General features: G+C 58.2%; 17 protein-coding genes and 1 tRNA gene. 7 read left to right on the top strand and 11 right to left on the bottom strand.

From position 1 onward, the window contains the following. Window positions 1–47 precede the first annotated feature (47 nt). The gene (locus tag AC07SU_RS01050) at window positions 48–1043 is read right to left on the bottom strand and encodes an aldo/keto reductase (protein ID WP_494995906.1); all 996 of its coding nucleotides are present in this window, start codon (window positions 1041–1043) and stop codon (window positions 48–50) included. Between the two features lie 117 nt (window positions 1044–1160). On the opposite strand from AC07SU_RS01050, the gene AC07SU_RS01045 reads away from it, so the two are divergent. Further along, window positions 1161–2072, top strand: a complete 912-nt coding sequence (locus AC07SU_RS01045) for a LysR family transcriptional regulator (RefSeq protein WP_494995905.1) — start codon at window positions 1161–1163, stop codon at window positions 2070–2072. 15 nt (window positions 2073–2087) lie between these two features. Here the strand turns inward: AC07SU_RS01045 and AC07SU_RS01040 are convergent, their stop codons facing one another. Further along, complete coding sequence (locus AC07SU_RS01040; protein WP_176995951.1) at window positions 2088–2228, bottom strand: hypothetical protein; 141 nt, start codon at window positions 2226–2228, stop codon at window positions 2088–2090. A gap of 186 nt (window positions 2229–2414) precedes the next feature. Between AC07SU_RS01040 and AC07SU_RS01035 the strand changes: the two genes are divergently transcribed. Beyond that, window positions 2415–2609 carry a hypothetical protein gene (locus AC07SU_RS01035; RefSeq protein ID WP_176995952.1) on the top strand — a complete coding sequence of 65 codons (195 nt, stop codon included), beginning with the start codon at window positions 2415–2417 and terminating at the stop codon, window positions 2607–2609. 1 nt (window position 2610) lies between these two features. On the opposite strand, the gene AC07SU_RS01030 is transcribed toward AC07SU_RS01035, so the two are convergent. Continuing rightward, window positions 2611–2991, bottom strand: coding sequence for a fe2+ zn2+ uptake regulation protein (locus AC07SU_RS01030; protein ID WP_494995904.1), 381 nt, complete (start codon window positions 2989–2991; stop codon window positions 2611–2613). Between the two features lie 238 nt (window positions 2992–3229). On the opposite strand from AC07SU_RS01030, the gene pvdQ reads away from it, so the two are divergent. Both pvdQ and AC07SU_RS01020 read left to right on the top strand, forming a co-directional pair. Then, window positions 3230–5518 (top strand): bifunctional acylase PvdQ, encoded by a 2289-nt coding sequence (gene pvdQ / locus AC07SU_RS01025; RefSeq protein WP_494995903.1) that lies wholly within the window; start codon window positions 3230–3232, stop codon window positions 5516–5518. A 212-nt stretch (window positions 5519–5730) separates the two neighbouring features. After that, window positions 5731–5804: transfer RNA gene (locus tag AC07SU_RS01020), tRNA-Cys, on the top strand. A gap of 428 nt (window positions 5805–6232) precedes the next feature. Here the strand turns inward: AC07SU_RS01020 and AC07SU_RS01015 are convergent. Next, window positions 6233–6529: a hypothetical protein gene (locus tag AC07SU_RS01015; protein WP_494995902.1), complete on the bottom strand. Its 297-nt coding sequence runs from the start codon at window positions 6527–6529 to the stop codon at window positions 6233–6235. 59 nt (window positions 6530–6588) lie between these two features. Here AC07SU_RS01015 and AC07SU_RS01010 point away from each other — a divergent pair, with 59 nt between their 5' ends. Next, a complete protein-coding gene (locus AC07SU_RS01010) occupies window positions 6589–6789 on the top strand; it encodes a hypothetical protein (RefSeq protein ID WP_494995901.1) in 201 nt (66 codons plus the stop codon). A gap of 91 nt (window positions 6790–6880) precedes the next feature. Here AC07SU_RS01010 and AC07SU_RS01005 read toward each other — a convergent pair whose 3' ends face one another. The 5 genes from AC07SU_RS01005 to AC07SU_RS00985 form a co-directional block, all read right to left on the bottom strand. Next, window positions 6881–8851, bottom strand: coding sequence for an acyltransferase family protein (locus tag AC07SU_RS01005; protein ID WP_494995900.1), 1971 nt, complete (start codon window positions 8849–8851; stop codon window positions 6881–6883). Between the two features lie 1454 nt (window positions 8852–10305). Further along, complete coding sequence (locus AC07SU_RS01000) at window positions 10306–10785, bottom strand: ankyrin repeat domain-containing protein (protein WP_494995899.1); 480 nt, start codon at window positions 10783–10785, stop codon at window positions 10306–10308. A gap of 136 nt (window positions 10786–10921) precedes the next feature. Next, window positions 10922–12343 (bottom strand): efflux transporter outer membrane subunit, encoded by a 1422-nt coding sequence (locus tag AC07SU_RS00995; protein ID WP_494995898.1) that lies wholly within the window; start codon window positions 12341–12343, stop codon window positions 10922–10924. Between the two features lie 2 nt (window positions 12344–12345). Beyond that, window positions 12346–13908: an MDR family MFS transporter gene (locus AC07SU_RS00990; RefSeq protein ID WP_494995897.1), complete on the bottom strand. Its 1563-nt coding sequence runs from the start codon at window positions 13906–13908 to the stop codon at window positions 12346–12348. Beyond that, window positions 13901–15010: an HlyD family secretion protein gene (locus tag AC07SU_RS00985; protein ID WP_494995896.1), complete on the bottom strand. Its 1110-nt coding sequence runs from the start codon at window positions 15008–15010 to the stop codon at window positions 13901–13903. The genes AC07SU_RS00990 and AC07SU_RS00985 overlap by 8 nt, the downstream gene beginning before the upstream one ends. Window positions 15011–15109: 99 nt before the next feature. Here AC07SU_RS00985 and AC07SU_RS00980 point away from each other — a divergent pair, with 99 nt between their 5' ends. After that, window positions 15110–15820, top strand: a complete 711-nt coding sequence (locus AC07SU_RS00980) for a CerR family C-terminal domain-containing protein (RefSeq protein ID WP_494995895.1) — start codon at window positions 15110–15112, stop codon at window positions 15818–15820. Window positions 15821–15844: 24 nt separating this feature from the next. On the opposite strand, the gene AC07SU_RS00975 is transcribed toward AC07SU_RS00980, so the two are convergent. Both AC07SU_RS00975 and AC07SU_RS00970 read right to left on the bottom strand, forming a co-directional pair. Continuing rightward, window positions 15845–16369 (bottom strand): phospholipase D family nuclease, encoded by a 525-nt coding sequence (locus AC07SU_RS00975; RefSeq protein WP_494995894.1) that lies wholly within the window; start codon window positions 16367–16369, stop codon window positions 15845–15847. A 24-nt stretch (window positions 16370–16393) separates the two neighbouring features. Continuing rightward, a complete protein-coding gene (locus tag AC07SU_RS00970; protein WP_494995893.1) occupies window positions 16394–17317 on the bottom strand; it encodes a LysR substrate-binding domain-containing protein in 924 nt (307 codons plus the stop codon). Between the two features lie 192 nt (window positions 17318–17509). On the opposite strand from AC07SU_RS00970, the gene AC07SU_RS00965 reads away from it, so the two are divergent. After that, window positions 17510–18430 carry an ABC transporter permease gene (locus tag AC07SU_RS00965; protein WP_494995892.1) on the top strand — a complete coding sequence of 307 codons (921 nt, stop codon included), beginning with the start codon at window positions 17510–17512 and terminating at the stop codon, window positions 18428–18430. The last annotated feature ends 5 nt before the right edge of the window (window positions 18431–18435 follow it).

The following is an 18435-nucleotide window of genomic DNA, read 5'->3' as shown; positions in this document are numbered from 1 at the left end:
ACGATCGTACAAGAAAGTGCGGGCGCCGTTGACCGGCGCCCCACGGGTCAGATATCCAGCATCGCCATGACCGCTTCGGGGTAGCGCAGGCCCGCGGTAGCGTTGGCGGGGAAGATCGTTTCGAGCGCCGCCAACTCAGCCGGGTTGAGGCGGATGGACACGGCGGCCACGTTTTCTTCCAGGTATTTGCGTTGCTTGGTCCCGGGGATCGGAAGGATGAATTCGCCCTGGGCCAGCACCCACGCCAACGCGAGTTGCCCGGCTGTCACGCCTTTATCGGCGGCCAGTGCCTCGACCTGTTTCACCAGCAACAGGTTCTTTGCAAAGTTCTCGCCCTGGAAGCGCGGGCTGAGGCGGCGGTAGTCATCGGCGGCAAAGTCGTCCGGGCTTTTCAGGGCGCCGGTCAGGAAGCCCCGGCCGAGTGGGCTGTAAGGCACAAAGGCGATGCCCAGGCGTTGGCAGGCGGCGAGGCAGCCGTTTTCCTGCTGGTCGCGGCTCCACAAAGAGAACTCGCTTTGCAGGGCGCTGATGGGGTGCACTTTATGCGCTCGCTCCAGAGTGGCGGCGGACGCTTCGCTCAGGCCCAGGTAGCGCACTTTGCCTTGTTTCACCAACTCGGCCATGGCGCCGACGGTTTCTTCGATGGCCACTTCCGGGTCGATACGGTGCTGGTAATAAAGGTCGAGCGTCTCGATGCCAAGTCGGCGCAGGGTGCCGTCGATTGCATTACGGATGTACTCGGGTCGGCCATTCACGCCGCGCAGTGCCGGGTTGGCCGGGTCGCGCACGATGCCGAACTTACTGGCCAGGAACACTTGGTCACGCTTGCCGGCGATGGCCTGGCCGATCAGTTGCTCGTTGGTGTGGGGGCCGTAGATGTCGGCGGTATCGAGAAAATTGACCCCCAGTTCCAGCGCGCGGTGCAGGGTGGCGGTGGCTTCTTTGGTGTCGGCGCCAGTGGTGTAGAAATCGGTCATGCCCATGCAGCCGAGGCCAATGGCGCTGACGTGGGGACCGTTTGTTCCGAGTTGACGAGTGTGCATGGGTACAGCTCCTGGGTGAGTAGGCGCCTATTGTTATCCTCGACAAAACTGCGATAAACCGGCTAAAAGCACTATCACTGTTTGTGATTTCTAAATAATCGCCCTGGGAGCCTGTCTTTGGACCGATTCAACGCCATGCGTGTGTTCACCCGAATCGTCGAGTTGGGCGGGTTTGCCAAGGCCGCCGACAGCCTGCAGTTGCCGCGTGCCTCGGTGACCATCCTGATCAAGCAGTTGGAAGCGCACTTGGGCGTGCAATTGCTGCAGCGCACAACGCGCCAAGTCAGTCCTACGCCGGATGGCGCCGCTTACTACCAGCGCTGCGTGCAATTGCTGACGGACCTGGAAGAAACCGAGGCGGTATTTTCCACCCATCGCCAGAACCCACGGGGCACTCTGAGTATTGATATGCCATCGGGGATTGGGCGGCTGATCGTGATTCCCGCATTGCCGATGTTTACGGCGCGCTACCCGCAGATCGAGCTGGAAATCGGCCTCAACGACCGCCCCGTGGATCTGATTCGCGAAGGTGTCGATTGCGTGCTGCGCGGGGGCCTGGCCCTGGATGAGTCGCTGGTGGCGCGGCCCTTGGCGATGATGGACCAGTTGACCCTGGCCAGTCCTGGCTACCTTGAGCGTTTTGGCGTGCCCGAGACACTGGAAGCATTGGCGGGGCACCAGATGGTCGAGTACGTCTCCAGCGCCAGTGGCAAACGTTTTGGCCTGGAGTTTCAGGTGGGTGCTGAATTGCGCGAGATCAATTTAGCCAAGCAAGTGGCGGTGAACAGCTCTGACGGCTACTTCTGTGCCTGCGAGGCCGGGTTCGGCCTGATCCAGGCGCCGCATTATCACGCGATGCGACAACTGGCGGCTGGCACATTGGTGGAGGTACTGCCCCAGTTGCCGGTGCCGAAGATGGCACTCACCGCCCTGTACCCGCCGCATCGGCAATTGTCACAGCGGGTCAGGGTGTTTGTGGATTGGTTGGTGGAGCTATGCGCTCAGCCCGGCACTGGGTTGCGACGCTAAATCGCTGTCAGTGGATCAGCGACGTTCGTAACCGTGACCGCCGTCATCGTAACGGTGGTCATGCCAACCGCCACCGCCGCCATGTGGGAAGAAGAAGCAGCCGCTCATGCTCAGCATGATCAGCAATGGAATCAGCAGTGTGATTCGACGCAACATTTGAAAATCCTCAAGGGTACACACAAGGTCAGTCAGGCAAGCTCAATCAGGCTTGGAACAAGCCAAAGTTTTACATCGCCTGTAACATAGGACCCTGCCGACCCCCGTCCATCCCCGTAACCGGGTATGTGCTTGGCATGTTCGGCGATACAAAGTGGATACATCTATCAGGTTCAGGAACCCGTCATGACTCAAAAGCAGCGTTTGAAATATTCGATTCTGATTGCCCTGTCGGTACTGGCGATCATGTTTGGCCTGTCCTACCTGCAGAACACCGGCGTGATCAGCGAGAAAACCTTCCAGTACATCGCCATTGCCGTGGCGGTGATCGTGGTGGTGATCAACGGCATCATGCGCCGCAAGGTCAAGCCGCACTTCTGATTCAGGCGCCACCTTCGAGCACTTTGGCAGCCTCTTCATGGAGGCTGTAGCTTTTATCGGCATTGAGGGTGATCACGCCCTCGCTGCACAGGCGCTTGAGCACTTCGCGCACGCTGAGAAACGACAGCGGAATGCCCAGTTCCAGCAAATGGCTGTGCACGCCGCGCACCCCCAGGGTGCGCTGGTTGTCGGCAGCGGTGAGCAGGGCGTCGATGACCTTCAGCCGAATCAGGCTGGTGCGCAAACCGAAACACTTGAGCAAATGGCGAATCCGCTGGTTGCCTTGCTGTTCGGGCGCTTTGCCGAACGCATGTGTGCCGTTGCCAAAATTGGCATCGGCAGTCGGTGAATGTCCGTCCGTGGGCAGTTGCGAGTTGTACATGCAAAAAACTCCTTATCAGAGCCTGATCAGGAAAATGATGGCGCTCTTATTAAGTAAGACGTATGAGCGACAGAAATCATGAAGTCCCGGATGTAGAAATTTTGTCGGTATCCGGTTTGTGACCTTGTGGTTGCCCTAAATAAACGTGCCCGCCCGCTAAATTATTCCTGGCTTATTGCGTCCTTACGGTGGGGTAGTTACCCCTCGTGAGGGTGTTCAATTTGACGGTGGAGTCGGCGTGATTATTTCCAATGGGTTGTCCAGGGCGTGCATGGCAGGGGTGTTGCTGGGGTTGAGCTTCGCCGCGTCGGCACGCGAGCCGGTGGCACAGGCATCGGCGGATATCCGTCGCACCACATTCGGCTTACCACACATTCGCGCCAACGATGAACGTGGCCTGGGCTACGGCATCGGTTACGCGTATGCCCAGGACAACCTGTGCCTGCTGGCCAATGAAGTGGTCACGGTGAACGGCGAACGCGCCCGTTACTTCGGCCCCGATCAGGCAACCCTGGAGGAGCGCAACAACCTCGCCAGCGACGTGTTTTTCACCTGGCTCAATACCCCACAGGCGGTCGCGACCTTTTGGAATGCGCAAACCCCGCAGATGCAGCAGCGCATGCAAGGCTACGTCGCGGGCTACAACCGTTACCTGAAAGAGCAGGGCGCGCCGGTGCAGTGCCAGGCGGCGTGGGTGCGGCCACTGGTTGTTGAAGACCTGGTGAAACTGACCCGTCGGCTGCTGGTGGAAGGCGGTGTCGGGCAGTTCGCCGAGGCCCTGGTGGGCGCGACGCCACCCCAGGCGACTGCCGGCGTGACAGTCGACGGCAAAGCCTTCGCACTGGCCGCTGCCAATCAGCAGCGTTTTACCCTCGACCGTGGCAGTAACGCGGTTGCGGTGGGCCGAGACCGTTCCTTCAATGGCCGGGGCATGCTGCTGGCCAACCCGCATTTTCCTTGGGTGGGCGGCATGCGCTTTTATGAAATGCACCTGACCATCCCGGGCCAACTGGATGTCATGGGCGCCGCGTTGCCAGGTTTGCCGGTGATCAATATCGGCTTCAACCAGCACGTGGCGTGGACGCATACCGTCGACACTTCCAAGCACTTCACCCTGTACCGCTTGACCCTCGACCCCAAGGATTCCACCCGCTACCTGCTGGACGGCAAATCCATCCCGCTGGATAAAAAACCGGTCACCGTGCAGGTCAAGCAGCCCGACGGCAGCCTCAAAACGCAAGCCCATACGGTCTACAGCTCGCAGTTCGGCCCGGTGGTGCAATGGCCGGGCAAGCTCGATTGGAACAACCACTACGCGTTCAGCCTGCGCGACGCCAACCTCGGCAATGACCGCGTGCTGCAACAGTGGTACGCCATGAACCGCGCGACCAGCCTCAAGGAACTGCAAACCTCGGTGCACACCCTGCAAGGCATCCCGTGGGTCAACACCCTGGCGGCTGATGACCAGGGCCAGAGCCTGTACATGAACCTGTCGGTGGTGCCCAACGTCAGCGCCGCCAAGTTGGCGCAGTGCAGTGACCCGCGTGCCGGCCTGCAACTGATCCTGCTCGACGGCGCCCACAGCGCCTGCGCCTGGGATGTCGACCCGCGTGCGGCCCAGCCCGGTATCTTTCCGGCTGACCAACTGCCGCAACTGGAGCGCACCGACTACGTGCAGCATTCCAATGACTCGGCATGGTTGGCCAATCCCAAGGCGCCGCTGACCGGGTTCTCGCCGGTGATCAGCCAGGACCACATCGGCCTCGGCCCGCGTGCACGCTTCGCCTTGCAACGCCTGCAATCCCTGGAATCGCAGCCCATCACCGTGGCCGCGCTGCAACACATGGTGATGGACAACGAGGTGTACCTCGCCAGCCAGGTCATGCCTGACCTGCTCGCGTTCTGCGCCAAACGCCTGGGCGCTGATGCAGTGGCCCTGCAACCGCTGTGCACCAGCCTCAAGGACTGGGACCAACGCGCCAACCTCGACAGCGGCCTGGGCCTGGTGCACTTCATCAACCTGGTACAGCACCTGCAGCAAATCCCCGATGCCTGGCGCGTAGCCTTCGACCCGGCCCAACCGCTGACCACACCACGCGGCCTGGCCATCGACCGCCCAGTTGTAGCCAACGCCTTGCGCGAGGCCATGCGGGCCTCGACCGCCGAAGTGGCCAAAAATGGCCTGACCGCCAACAGCCGCTGGGGCGACGTGCAGGTCAGCGGCCAAACGCCCATCCACGGCGGCCCGCAAGAACTGGGCATCTACAACGCCATGCAAACCGTCCCCCGCGCCGACGGCAAGCGCGAAGTCGTCAGCGGCAGCAGCTACCTGCAAATCGTCACCTTCGACGACAAGGGCCCCAACGCCCTCGGCGTACTGGCGTTCTCACTGTCCAGCGACCCTGCATCGAAATACGCGAAGGATCAAACCCAGGTTTTCTCCGAGAAAAAGCTGCGCCCGCTGCCGTTTACCGAGGCCCAGATCAAGGCCGACCCGCAGTACCAGGAGCAGGTCATCAAGGAGTAGGGCGGCCACGCAACCCCTTGATGTCCCTACGAAATATTTTTGAAATCAAGGGGTTGCACGCATTGGCAAATACGTACATAATGGCGCCCATCGAACGCAACGAAGCATTAAAAACTTCAATGTATTCAATGAGTTAGAGTAGAGGCAGGGTTTTACAGCCCACTCAAGTTTTTATGCGGTGAGTGCCAGCAATCAGGGCATTGATCGTTTGAGGCCGAGTAGCAAAATGGTTATGCAGCGGATTGCAAATCCGCCTACGCCGGTTCGATTCCGACCTCGGCCTCCACTCTTAAAAACCCCGTAGATTAGCGTCTACGGGGTTTTTTATTGCCTGCAATTTAAGAACCGTTCCGCAACTTTTGGCATGTGTTCCGTAACTCCCTGGGATTTTGGTCGCATCTAGGGAGCGGAGCGGCACCTGGTCATGTGGTGGGGATTTGCACTCCACCTGGCCACCCATCTGCATTTTACTTGACCAGCACAGTCCAACTTCGATCCAGAATAGTGGGACAGGTCAGACAGGGCACCAGAAGCGATAGCCGATTGAATGCATTGTCCCTGCGTCATACCTATATTGCACCCGTATTGCGCCATGGCATTAAAACTCCCTTGCTGCCACCGGAATCGACCTGTAAAAAGTACCCATCTTCGATAGGTGCGACCGCAAGCAGCGGGACTCACCACCACACTGAACCCGGTCATTGCGCCGGGTTTTTATTTTTCAGGATTCTTCCTCTCCAGAGATTCACGCAGGTGGCACTTTAGGAATACGCCCGTTGCCAATAAGACCAGCACGCCTATCGCTGCCACGTTTAGTGTCAGGATTCGAAACAGAGTCATTGGCTCAGTGCTGCTGCACAACAGGTAGAGGCTGTGTGCATGGCTAATAACTAAAACTGCAAGACCGCACCAGGTAGCGAAAACTTTCAAGTCAATCAGCCGCTGACCGCTAATCGAGAAATAAGTGAGAACGCCGGAAACGATGGCTGTGGCAACAGTAAATTTTTCCATTTAACACCATTAATTAATTAATTAATTGAGTTGAGGACCCGAGATTAACGCTCGCGCTTTTGCTGACAGCCTGCGCGGAGCGGCAGACGGCCTTGCCGCTCGACTCGCAGCCAGTCAAACCAGCAGCCATTCCTGCACTGCCGCCGCAAGCGCGGCAGCTTCCCGTGCCGTCCTGGTGCTTACCGACGTGCTCAAGCGCTCTGATGCGAGATCGGGCGATCTGGCAGGATATGCTGATCAAAGCCGGAGCAGGGGAGTGACGTGCGAGCAAGCCTTTGACGGCGTAGTGAAGGCCACCAGCAGCAGACCTTGATTCGACCGGGATGCATTAATAGCATCCCAGGGCTTGGCTTATCTGCTGGACTCTAGAGCCTTGGCAAACATGGGGACAAGATAGGATGCGCCGTGCTCACTCAGATGATCGTCATCATAATAAATAGGAAGACCGCCCTTGGATCCCTTGCACCACTTCTCATCGCAGAAGTAAGGGATAGGGTCTAATATTTTTATTCCGCATTGTTCAACTGCTGTATCTTGAGCTTTCCGTGCAAGTTTTTGCCTTTGTGTATATTCATCAACTGATAGCATTACTTCTGGGTCTCGGCCTAGAAGTAAGGATTTCCCCATGGATTTAGGGACGAGAACGTGCATTTCTGGAATTGGGCGGACCATAAAGACTTGTCTTGTTTTGGATAGCCTGCAAGCTGTGTTGACAATTCCGTCTGTTAGTTCTTTGTTGAATTCTTCAGTTCTTGTATCTGATCTTTTGCTAATGTGGTAGCTAGGCTTTGTTATTTCGGCTTCAAGCCCTGCCTCTGTTGGGCCAACAATATAAAGGGACAGCCTATTCATTATGATTATCGGCGCTTTGCGATCCAGATTTTCCTGCTCGCTCACGGCCCAAGAAACAAAATCGCCGCATCGGTAGCCATCAATCTTGTCATTATGGATTCCTTCAATTGTGGGGCATTCACTTAGGCTCCAATCGAGCACATATAAATCTTTAGACGGCAAAGACTTTTCGACTGCGCGCATTATTGATGCCGAGTGACTGTCACCTATGACAATAGCCCCTAGCTGTTTGTCTCCGCCGTATCTGCATTGCGGTACGGGCTTCGCGCCATCCGCGAAGCATTCTGAGAATCTAGGGTTTTTATCTGCTGATTCGTTGAAGACACTATCAATATATGGATCAATCCTGTTTTTTATCCCCTTGTTAAGCCATATGAAAAGCGTAGGGACGGCTACTAGCAAAGATGCTGTCAACAGTATGGTGGTGACATTTTTATTTGATTTGCTAGCTATTTTATTTGTCAAGAATCTTTCTATAGTGGCATGCGATATGAAGCCGAGTAAGAAAGATATCAGTAAGCCTACGATGATGGCGGCGGGCTCGCTCTGTAGTTCAAGATACCTAATGAATACAATGACCGGCCAATGCCACAGGTAGAGTGAGTAAGAAAGATTCCCAGTCAGCTGAAGAATGGGTGTGGATGACAGTGGCGAGCTATGCATGGATGATATGATGACCATCGCAGCTCCAGCAGATGGAACTAAGGCTCTCCAGCCCGGCCATGAACTTGATTGGTCAAACATAAATATTGAAGCTGCAATTAGTGAAAAACCTAAAAGCTCTAGTGATTTTCGTAAGTTAACTGACAGTGTTCTCGGATCGAAAAAGAAAATTATTCCGCCAAGCAACATCTCCCAAGCTCTTGTTGGTAGCATATAAAACGATGCGGCTTGCTTGATGGGAGTTAGGTATATGCACAGGGCTAGTGAAAAAATTAGTCCTGCAGCGGACGATAAAAATATTGCCCGCCTGTTGCTTTGCAGCTTCCAGATTATGCTCAGGGCTATTGGTAGTATTAAATAAAACTGCCATTCTGCGGAAAGAGACCAAGTATGAAGTAGCCAGTTATATTTTGAGTCTTCAAAGAAGTAGCCGGTCTCTCTCCAGAATTTAATGTTTGAAGTGAAGGTGAGTGCGGCAATTGTATTTATACTTAATGTGCTGTATTCGCCGGCTGGTAGTAGCACCCAGCCAATAGAAATTAGCACTGCGCAGAGTGCGATTAGCGCCGGTATTATACGGCGCGCTCTGGCCATGTAAAATGATGAGATTGAAAAGCCATTTTTGCTTTCTAATCCTTTTATTATTATTCCTGTCATCAGGAATCCGGAAATAACGAAAAATACGTCTACTCCGACAAAACCACCGTTAAAACCTGGAACTCCAAAGTGGTACAGAACTACCGAGACTACCGCCCACGCCCTTAGTCCGTTTATATCCGTTCGGAATTTGCCTGAATTGTTACGCATAAAATCCCTTTACATAGGGTGGTGATGTCAAATAAATATCGCGCTGCATTCTACAGCGAGTAGCAAAAAAAGGTTCATTTCTGATGCATGCCGCTTTATGGGGCGCTACGTTCGTGCCGGGCGCATGTTAGTGGTAGCCCGCCGGGTTCTACGATGCGAGCGGTGTATCGCAAAAGATTGGATGAGCTCCCCTTTAAAAAAGGGGAGCCTGCATGGATGGAATGACGCTCAACCCAAAGATCGAACGCGAGGAGGACAAGCTTCTGGCACAGATCAGCAGGTCGGACTCAATGATTGTTGCGGCGAAGGCTGGCGCTAGGGCCATTAGTAGCTGTCCCAATGACGGCGCCTCTTAAATGCCTGCTCAGGGCCGATTTGTACCTGCCGCCACCGTCCGCTTTGGGTCATCTTCTGCCCGTCGCGAGACGGAAGAAAACCACCCTTGGCTGCCGGTGGTGAAAGGAAGAAAAAACGCACAAAACTCAGGAGTAAATCTATTTTTTTGCGCAACTACTCGACGGGACTTCTGCGATAGGGCCGGGGGTCTCTAAACCGGAAAGAAGTCGAATCACCCCGCCGCATTTCCCGTCGTGACGGTCAAGGTATGCCTCATAATCCTTACCTGCCTCAGGAGTAAATACTCGGGTGCTTGGCACACAAGTAGCTTGGGCGGTGACCATTTTCATCAAGACCACAGAAGGGGCTCCTGCGGGGATGACAAACTCTGAGTACGACTCGCCATAGGTCAGATGGTCACTCCTCCATGATGCAGGCATTCCTATACTTCGTCTGGTGTGTTGTCCTACGGAGGAATTGACCTTATCTGCAACGGTATAGCCGTAGGCATAAAGAGGTTCTTTGCTCGAAGCGCAGTCTTGCCCAGGATTGATTGCGACGGGCAAACCATTGTTTCCAAAAAGACGGATCCTCGCGGAGGTTGCCTGATCGTAGGGCTGTTCTTGTATGGATTGCTCGTAATTCGTAGAACCACAGCCACTCAGCAACAGCGCAGAAAAAAGGGTCAGCAATCGGATGTTCAAAGATAACTCCTCGGTTCAGGTATCACACCGTATCGGCAAGTTTTTGCGTACCTTAAATGTCCCTGCCAACGCTATTGGAAAGCAATCTCCGGGGCAGGGCTTTGAAGCGGGGGCTTCTCGGCGTCCCGACGCACCAAACGAGCAAAAATTATAAAGCTGCCGTGGCAGCATGGATGGGGGCGTGTTTCACACAACAAGATGTGTGGAGCAGACGCTTATTGCTCCTGGGCGATGGCTGCCGGCTGTGCTGGTTTTTTGAAGGTGCAGTTCAGGTCGTGCGTTTAGCGACGGCGATGATGCTGACTAGCTAATCCCGCGACACTTGAGGGTCACCTCAACTGCACAATTTGAGAACCCCACTCAGGCTCCGGAGCCCCTCGTGCCGTCAACTCTGCGAAGACTTGCGCAGAGCACTCACCGTAACCCGAATAGCCGAGTTTGATAGCAGACATACCATCTTTCTTCCGAACATAGGTAGCGTCCGCTCCTGCTTGCAGAAGCAACAGCGCCGCCCAGACTTGCGCCTGCATCCATTAGCAACTTGTCCGTAGCAATCGTCCCGTTGTATACCGCCGCTCTCATTGCGGTACCGCCAAACTCATCTTTCAGTTCGACCTCTGCTCCGCGTTTGAGCAGCAACTTAGCAAGCTTCAAGTCGCCCCTTGCGCAGACCGACGCCAGCGGCGTTGAGAACTCACCACTACCGTTGGGGTTTCCTCCATGGTCGAGCGCATGCAGGAGTATTTCTTCCCTGCCGTAATGGGCGGCTTTGTCGAGCACGCTGTGGGGATCAGCTTCAAAGTCATAGTCATGCCCAATGAAATCCAGAAGCTGCTGCAGGTCACAATCACGCATCAGATTGCCGAGATCGTTTTTAAACCTAAACTCGCTCATTCAGACAAGTCCATTTGTTGGCGGTGAGATTTCGAGTAGTTAGCTGATGGCAAAACAGTAGCAGACGATTGCGGGTCGTGGCTGAAGTGGAAAGGGCATCCGCCTGAGCCGTTGCAGCAGATACCAGAAAATCTTGTTACAACACCCACCCCAACCCCAACGCCTTATGCAACGACGCAAAATCCTTCAACAACTCCGCATCCCCCGAAATCCGGCTCTCCTGCGCCTGATACCGCGTGCGCTCCGCATCCAGCCAATCCAACGTGCTCGCCGTGCCCGCGCGGTAGCGTTGCCGCGTCAGGTCCGCCGCGCGCACGGCGGACGATTCCACATTGCGCAACAGCACCACGTTCTGCCGCTGGTTCCCATAACGCGCCAACGCTACGTCGGCATCGCGCAAGGCACTGAGCACCACGCTCTTATAGTTCGCGAGTGCCTCGTCACGTCCGGCTTCGGCGCCTTTGACGCTGGCGGCGACGCGGCCGAAGTCGAGGGCGTTCCAGGTGAGGCGTGGCAGGATCAGCCAGGTGCCGTTGTCTTTGCGGGCGAGGTGGCCCGGGTCGCCCGCGGAGAAGGACAGATCGCCCATCAGGCTGAGCTTGGGAAACCAGTCGGCGGTTTTTTCGCCGATCTGTGCGTTGCTGGAGGCCAGTTTGCGCTCGGCCACGCGGATGTCGGGGCGGGCTTTGAGCAGGGCGGCGGGGTCGGCCACGGGCACTTGGTTGGGGATGGCGGGCAGGGCGCGGGCGGTGGCGAGGCGGCTGTCCAGTTCGCCGGGCTCCAAGCCACAGAGCAGGCCCAACTGGTCGAGAGACTCGACGATGGAGGCTTGCAGTGGCAGGCGTTGGGCGCGGGTGTTTTCGGCTTGGGTCAGCACTTGTTCCAATTGCAGCTGTGAGGCCACGCCGCGCTCGCGCCGTTGCTGGGTGAGGTCCAGGGCCTGGTTTTCGATGTCGACGCTGGCGTCGACCAGGGCCAGTCGCGCTTGCTGGTCGCGCAGGTCGGTATAGGCCTGCACGACGTCGGCGGCGAGTTGCACCTGGGCGTCGGCCAGTTGTGCCTGCGAGGCGTCGGCTTCGGCATCGGCGGCTTCGACGGCACGGCGGGTGCCGCCGAACAGGTCGGCTTCCCAGCTGGCATCGAAACCGGCGAGGTACAGGCTCAATGGGCCGCGCCCGCCACCGCTGCTGCCGCCCAGGGCGGAGGTGTCGGGGGAGCGCAACTTGAGCAGCGCCGCGTCGCCGGTGACTTTGGGCATCGCGTTGGCGCGGGCGCCGCTGAGGCTCGCGCGGGACTGGCGCAAACGTGCTTGTGCGGTGGCGATATCGGGGCTGTTATGCAGCGCCTGTTCCACCAGTTCATCGAGTTGGGCATCCCCCAGCGTTCGCCACCACTGGGCAGCAGCCGGTGCGTTTGACGCGGCCTTGTCAGCATGGGGCAGGCGCCCGGCTGCCAGGGTTTTTGGCGCGACGGCGGGCGCCCCTTGGTAGTCCGGGCCGACGGTGCAGGCTGACAACAAACCAACGGTCAGCAGCAGGGGAAAGGAACGAGCAATCATGGTTATACCGTGCGCTTTTTCAGAATGAAGATCAGGGGCAGGCACGCCAGCATTGCGAGTCCCAGTAGGTAGAACGAGTCGTTATAGGCCATCACCGAGGCCTGTCGCGCAATGTCATTGGCCAACTGGGCGAATGCCTCCAACTGCGAGGTGGCGGCATCGCCACTCTGGGCCAGGTAGCTGGCGGTGTTGCTCGCCATGTGGTCCTGGGCCAGTTGGCTGTTGGCGAGAATGCCTTCGCGCAAGCGGTCGTCATGGAAGTGGCTGCGGCGGTCCATCAGCACGCCGAGCAACGCCAGCCCGATCGTGCCGCCGAGGTTGCGTGACATGTTGTAGAGCCCGGCCGCGTCGCCGGCGTCCTTGGTGTCGACTGAGCGCATCGACAGTTGGCTGAGGGGCATCATCACCAGGATCTGCCCGAAGCCGCGCAACAATTGCGACCAGACAAAATCATGGCCGACGCTGTCGGCAGTGAGCTGGGTGTCGACGAAGCAACTGGCCCAGTACAACAGCAGGCCGGCGCCGACCATCCAGCGCAGGTCATAACGGCCGAGCATTCGCGGCAAAATCGGCATCAGCAGGAACGCCGGAATGCCCGACAGCAACATGATCGAACCGGACTGTTGCGCGTTGTAGCCCGACAAGATCCCGAGGAACTGCGGCACCAGATACGCCGTGCCATACAGCCCGGCGCCGACGGTGGTGCCAATCAGCAGCACGCTGCCAAAGCTTCTGTTGAGCAGCAATTGCAGGCGCAGGATGGGCGTACTTGAGCGGAATTGCCCGACGGCGATCAGGAAAAGGCCGGTGACGGTGGTGATGGTCAGCCAGGTGATCAGTGTTGAGTCGAACCAATGTTCACGTTGACCCTCTTCCAGCACCACAGTCAGCGAACTCAAGCCCATGGCCAGGCCGAGAATGCCCAGCCAGTCGGCACTGATAAAGCGTTGCAGGTTCATGCGCTCGGTCGGCAGGCCGGTGATCAGCAGGGTGATCAGGGCGATGCTGATGGGCAGGTTGAGAAAGAAACACCAGCGCCAGTTGATGTTTTCGGTCAGCCAGCCACCGATCACCGGGCCCAGCAACGGGCCGAGGATGACGGTCATGCCGAACATCGTGGTGCCGATCGCCAGTTGGTGCGGCGGCAGGCGCGTGCGCACGATGGTTTGTGCGGTGGGGATCATCGCGCCGCCGGCAAAGCCCTGGCCGATCCGCCCGGCAATCATCGCGCCGAGGCTGGAAGACAAGCCGCAGAACATCGAAAACGCGGTGAACATCAGCGCCGTGCCGATCAGGAAGCGGCGCAGGCCGAACACCCGGGTGAGCCAGGCGGCGAGGGGGATCATGACGATTTCCGACATCAGGTAGCCGGTGGCGATCCAGGTGCCTTCGGTGCCCGTGGCGCCAATTTGCCCCTGGATCTGCGGCAGTGCCGAGTTGGTGATCGACACGTCCAGGGTCGCCAGCAACGCGCCGAGCGCGCCGGCGGCGACGGCGATCCAGTCGGTCAGCGAGGCGTTGCGCGGTTTCTCGGCGGCCACCGTGGCCATCACGGCTTCAGCCATGATGGGCGTCCGCGCCTTGGGTGCGAGTGTCGACTTCCACCGTGGCCGACAGGCCTGGCATCAGGGCGACGCGCACGTCATCCGGTACATCCAGGGCGATACGCACCGGCACGCGCTGGACGATCTTGGTGAAGTTGCCGGTGGCGTTGGACGGTGGCAGCAAGGCGAACTGTGCGCCGGTGCCCGGTGAAAGGCTGTCGATATGGCCCTGCAAGTCGCGGCCCGGCAGCGCATCCACGTGCACGGTGACGCTTTGCCCGGGGCGCATGTCGCCGATCTGGGTTTCCTTGTAGTTGGCGGTCAGGTAGATCGCGCTGATCGGTACCACGGTCAACAAGCGCGTACCGGGCTGCACGTACTGGCCGACACGCACGCCGCGATCCGCCACGCGGCCGTCCAGGGGGCTGCGAATGACGGCGTCATCCACGTCCAGTTGGCTCTGGGCTTCGCTGGCCTTGGCGACGCCGAGTTGCGCCTGGGCCTGTTTGAGTTGGGCTTCCAGCGTGCCATAGCGGGTTTGGCTGGAGCGCAACGCCGCTTGTTTGGCGGCGACGGTGCTGCGCGCCTGGGCCAATTGGTTGTTGAGCTGGGCCAGGCGCTCTTCCGGCTCGGCGCCGGAGCGGGCAAGCGGAGCGTAGCGGGCGACTTCGGTCTGGGCGTGCCGTGCATCGGCCTCGGCGCCTTGCAGCTGAGCGCGGGCCTCGGCGATGGTCGAGTCCTGCTGCACCAGGTCGGCCTGGGCCTTGGCGTAGTCGGCGTTGCGTGCCGCGATGGTGGCCGTGGCTTCGTCGCTCACCGCCTGGTATTTGCGTGCATCCAGGCGCACCAGCACGTCGCCGCGCTTCACGTTCTGGTTATCGGCTACCAACACTTCGGCGACATAGCCATTGATCTTCGGCGCGACGCTGATGCTGTCGGCCTGCAAATAGGCGTCGTCGGTGGTTTCGATGAAGCGCCCGCTGAGCCACCACCAGGCGCCCCAGCCCAGGCCGATCAGCAGGGCCACGGTGGCCAGTGTCAGCAGGATGCGTCGGGCTTTGCCGCGCTGGCCGTTGACGGTGTCTTCAGGAATGACCTGAGGGGAGGGCGGTGCAGCGGACATCGAGGTCACTCCAGTTTTATAACAGGTGGAATAAATTCTATTTTTCGCGAAATTTTGTCAACTGGTATATTTTGGTCCGGTCTTTAAAGGGAGCTGCACATGGCACGACATAAACCGGCCGCCGAAGGTGGCTACCAGCGCGGTGAAGAAACCCGCGCGCGGATTGTCGAGGCGGCGGTCGCGGTATTTGGCGAGCGTGGCTACGACGGCGCGTCCACCCGCGACATCGCCAGCGCAGCCGGAGTCAACGCGCCTGCGATCCAGTACTACTTCGATGGCAAGGAAGGCGTGTACCTGGAGTGCGTCGAACACTTGATCACGCTGCTGTGGCGCAAGATGGCGCCCTCCGTGGAAGCTGCCGAGCACGCGCTGGCCGATGCGGGAACCGACGATGCGGTCCTGATCGACGCGTCACTGGGCATCCTCGGCACGGTGGTGTCGACGATCCAGGACAGCCCCCAGACCAGCGCCTGGCGCGCTTTCCTTGATCGCCACCAGGCCGGCCTGTGCCCGGAAAGCGCAACGATGGCGTTTGAAGAGCGCTTCAAGGCGCGCATCGGCCGGGTGATCCGCCAACTCATCGCGCGCCTGGCCGGTTTTGCGGTCGAGGACGATCGCACGGTGATTCATTCCATGGCGCTGTTTACCCAGGGCCTGGCGTTCCGGTTACAGAAACCCAAGTTGCTCGCGGCCTTGAAGTGGACCGAAATCAGTCAGAAAGAAATGGAGCAGGTCCGTGACGTGGTGCTGATGCAGGCACGCTTTACGCTGGAAGGGTTGGTGAGGCAGCGAGGCCTCAACGGCGCTTGATACAGGCCTTGGAGGGCCAGCCGATCACCGCGCCGAATACGGCACACCCAGCTCCCACCGCGATTGCCAGTGCTCCACATACTGGCGCGCCACCACCGGCTGATTACGGATGACCACCACGTTTTCCGAGTTCAGCGTTTCGGCCGAGGCGGCGTAGTTGAACGAGCCGGTCTGCACCGTGGTGCCATCGACGATGAGGGTCTTGTCGTGCTGCAGGTGGAAGTGATCGCTGGTGCGCAGTTCCACACCGTTGCGGCTCACGAAGTCCATGGCTTTCTTGCTGGCCTTGCCCAGGTTGCGTTTTTTGTCGATGACCACACGCACGTTCACGCCGCGCTGTTTGGCATCAACGAGCGCCCGGGTGATGTCTGTGGCCTGGAAGGAATAGGCGAGCATCTGGATGCTGTGCTGGGCACTGCCGAGGGTGTCGAGCACCAATTGGCGGGCGGTGCCTTCCGGTGAAAAGCCGACCTGGATGTCGCTTGCGGCCAAGGACAAGGTCGGGATGCCCAGTAAAGCAATCAGCGCGATGCAGCGAATATTCCACATGGTTCAGCTCCCCGAAGAGTAGGGTCAATAGGCTTCGCGTGGAATCAAGGAAACGAATTCCGACTTGAAGATAGTCTCCATCACGCGCATGAAATCCGACGCCAACTGTGAACGTTGCTGATGGCCGGGGAACACGATGGACACTTCGAACGGGATGTCCTGGTCGAGTTTGCGGAACGTGATCCCCGGGTATTTCGTATACGACGCTGTAAAAGGATCGCAGATCGTAATGCCCAGCCCGCCCGCGACCATCCCGCATGCCGAATGGGCCGCCGTGGTTTCTACCGATGAAAGCCCAGCCACACCGCGCGCTTCCATGGCGGAGCGGATGCGGCGCTGCAACGGGTTGTTCGCGTTCATCGTCACCAGCCGGCGCCCGTGCAGGTCGTCCAGGGTCACCACGCTCTTGCTGGCCAGCACATCATCTTCCGGCATCACGCACACCGCACTGATCGGCGGCAAGGGAATGGCAAAAATACCGGGGTACTCGCCCGAGGGGATCTGCACAAAACCGATGTCGAGCTGGTTGGCCGAGGTTAATTCCAGAATGCCCAGGGAGTTGCGCACATCGAGCGAGGTCTTGACTTCGGGGTGCCTGCGGGCGAAGCGGCACACCCCTTCAGCCACCACACTCAAGCCCAGTGTGCTCATGGCGCCGATGCGCAAGGTGCCTGTGCGCAGGGTGACCAGGTCTTGCGCCACACGCTCGATACGCTCGATGCCCTGATAGAACTTGTCGACCTCGGCATACAGCACCTGGGCTTCGGCCCCCGGGATCAGCCGGTTGCCTTCGCGGCGGAACAGCCGGATCGACAGCGCCGTCTCGAGGTCGCGTATCAACCGGCTGACAGCAGGCTGGCTGACTTGCAGGGCTTCTGCGGCAATGGTCATGCTGCCGGTCAGCATCACTGTCCTGAAGGCTTCCAGTTGGCGCGGGTTGAGTTTCATTGTTCGGCTCGGTGGTAAACAGGAAAGAGGCACTTTTTTGAGCGTATAACATTTTGTTATGTGCGTCCAACAGGTTGCCGGTTTGCTATCAAGTTGTAACGGGGCGATGATTTAGTTGCGTCATTTTAATCGATCGCAACCCGGTCAAACTGTTGGGCGGCGTGATCGTAAAATAAAAAAAGAGGATGCCACGTGCTGAACTACACCTTGCGTCGGTTATTACTCCTTTTTCCCATGCTATTAGGTGTGTCCGTGGTGATATTCCTGGTCATGCATTTTATTCCGGGCGATCCCGCGCAACTAGCGGCAGGCCCGGATGCAACGGAAGAGGATATAGCGCAGATACGCATCAACTACGGCTTGGATAAACCCCTCGTCAACCAATACTTCATCTATATAAAGAACGTCGTCAGCGGCGATTTTGGCGAATCCTTCCAGACGTTCACGCCGGTGCTGGAAGGCATCTCAAGAACGCTCCCGGCCACTCTGGAACTGACGGCTGCGGGTATGTTACTGGCGGTGATCATCGGCGTGCCGCTGGGCATCATCGCCGCGCTGAGGCCTCGGGGCCTGCTGGACAGCTCACTGACCACATTCGCCGTGTTGGGCATTTCGGTACCCGGTTTCTTCCTCGGGCTGATCCTGATGTCGGTCTTCTCCGCCAGCCTGGGCTGGTTGCCGCCCACGGGGCGCGGCGGATGGCAACACTTGGTATTGCCAGCGCTGACATTGGGCCTGCCGTATGTGGCGACATTCTCCAGGTTATCCCGTTCCACCCTGATGGACGTATTGCAGGAAGACTATATACGCACGGCCTACGCCAAAGGCGTACCCCGTTATAAAGTCGTGATCAAACATGCACTTTCCAATGCGGCAATTCCCTTGGTCACTGTATTTGGTATGGACTTTGGCCGCTTGTTAGGCGGTGCCGTTATTGTCGAAACAGTCTTTGCGTGGCCAGGCATGGGGCGTTTTTTAATTGATGCAATCATGGCGCGCGATATTTATGTGGTTCAAGGCACGGTACTGGTATTTGCCGCCTTGGTTGTCATCATCAACTTAATGGTGGACTTGGTCTATGGCGTCCTCGACCCTCGCATCACCTACAACTGAGGCCA

The organism is Pseudomonas sp. GW821-FHT05H12, assembly GCF_059419385.1.
The sequence above is the reverse complement of the archived record's forward strand: the minus strand, read 5'-3'. Positions and strand labels throughout refer to the sequence as shown.

Coding starts and splice junctions, on each gene's coding strand:
- AC07SU_RS01050 (WP_494995906.1), bottom strand. CDS start 1,043: ATGCACACTCGTCAACTCGGAACAAACGGTCCCCACGTCAGCGCCATT.
- AC07SU_RS01040 (WP_176995951.1), bottom strand. CDS start 2,228: ATGTTGCGTCGAATCACACTGCTGATTCCATTGCTGATCATGCTGAGC.
- AC07SU_RS01035 (WP_176995952.1), top strand. CDS start 2,415: ATGACTCAAAAGCAGCGTTTGAAATATTCGATTCTGATTGCCCTGTCG.
- AC07SU_RS01030 (WP_494995904.1), bottom strand. CDS start 2,991: ATGTACAACTCGCAACTGCCCACGGACGGACATTCACCGACTGCCGAT.
- AC07SU_RS01015 (WP_494995902.1), bottom strand. CDS start 6,529: ATGGAAAAATTTACTGTTGCCACAGCCATCGTTTCCGGCGTTCTCACT.
- AC07SU_RS01005 (WP_494995900.1), bottom strand. CDS start 8,851: ATGCGTAACAATTCAGGCAAATTCCGAACGGATATAAACGGACTAAGG.
- AC07SU_RS01000 (WP_494995899.1), bottom strand. CDS start 10,785: ATGAGCGAGTTTAGGTTTAAAAACGATCTCGGCAATCTGATGCGTGAT.
- AC07SU_RS00995 (WP_494995898.1), bottom strand. CDS start 12,343: ATGATTGCTCGTTCCTTTCCCCTGCTGCTGACCGTTGGTTTGTTGTCA.
- AC07SU_RS00990 (WP_494995897.1), bottom strand. CDS start 13,908: ATGGCTGAAGCCGTGATGGCCACGGTGGCCGCCGAGAAACCGCGCAAC.
- AC07SU_RS00985 (WP_494995896.1), bottom strand. CDS start 15,010: ATGTCCGCTGCACCGCCCTCCCCTCAGGTCATTCCTGAAGACACCGTC.
- AC07SU_RS00980 (WP_494995895.1), top strand. CDS start 15,110: ATGGCACGACATAAACCGGCCGCCGAAGGTGGCTACCAGCGCGGTGAA.
- AC07SU_RS00975 (WP_494995894.1), bottom strand. CDS start 16,369: ATGTGGAATATTCGCTGCATCGCGCTGATTGCTTTACTGGGCATCCCG.
- AC07SU_RS00970 (WP_494995893.1), bottom strand. CDS start 17,317: ATGAAACTCAACCCGCGCCAACTGGAAGCCTTCAGGACAGTGATGCTG.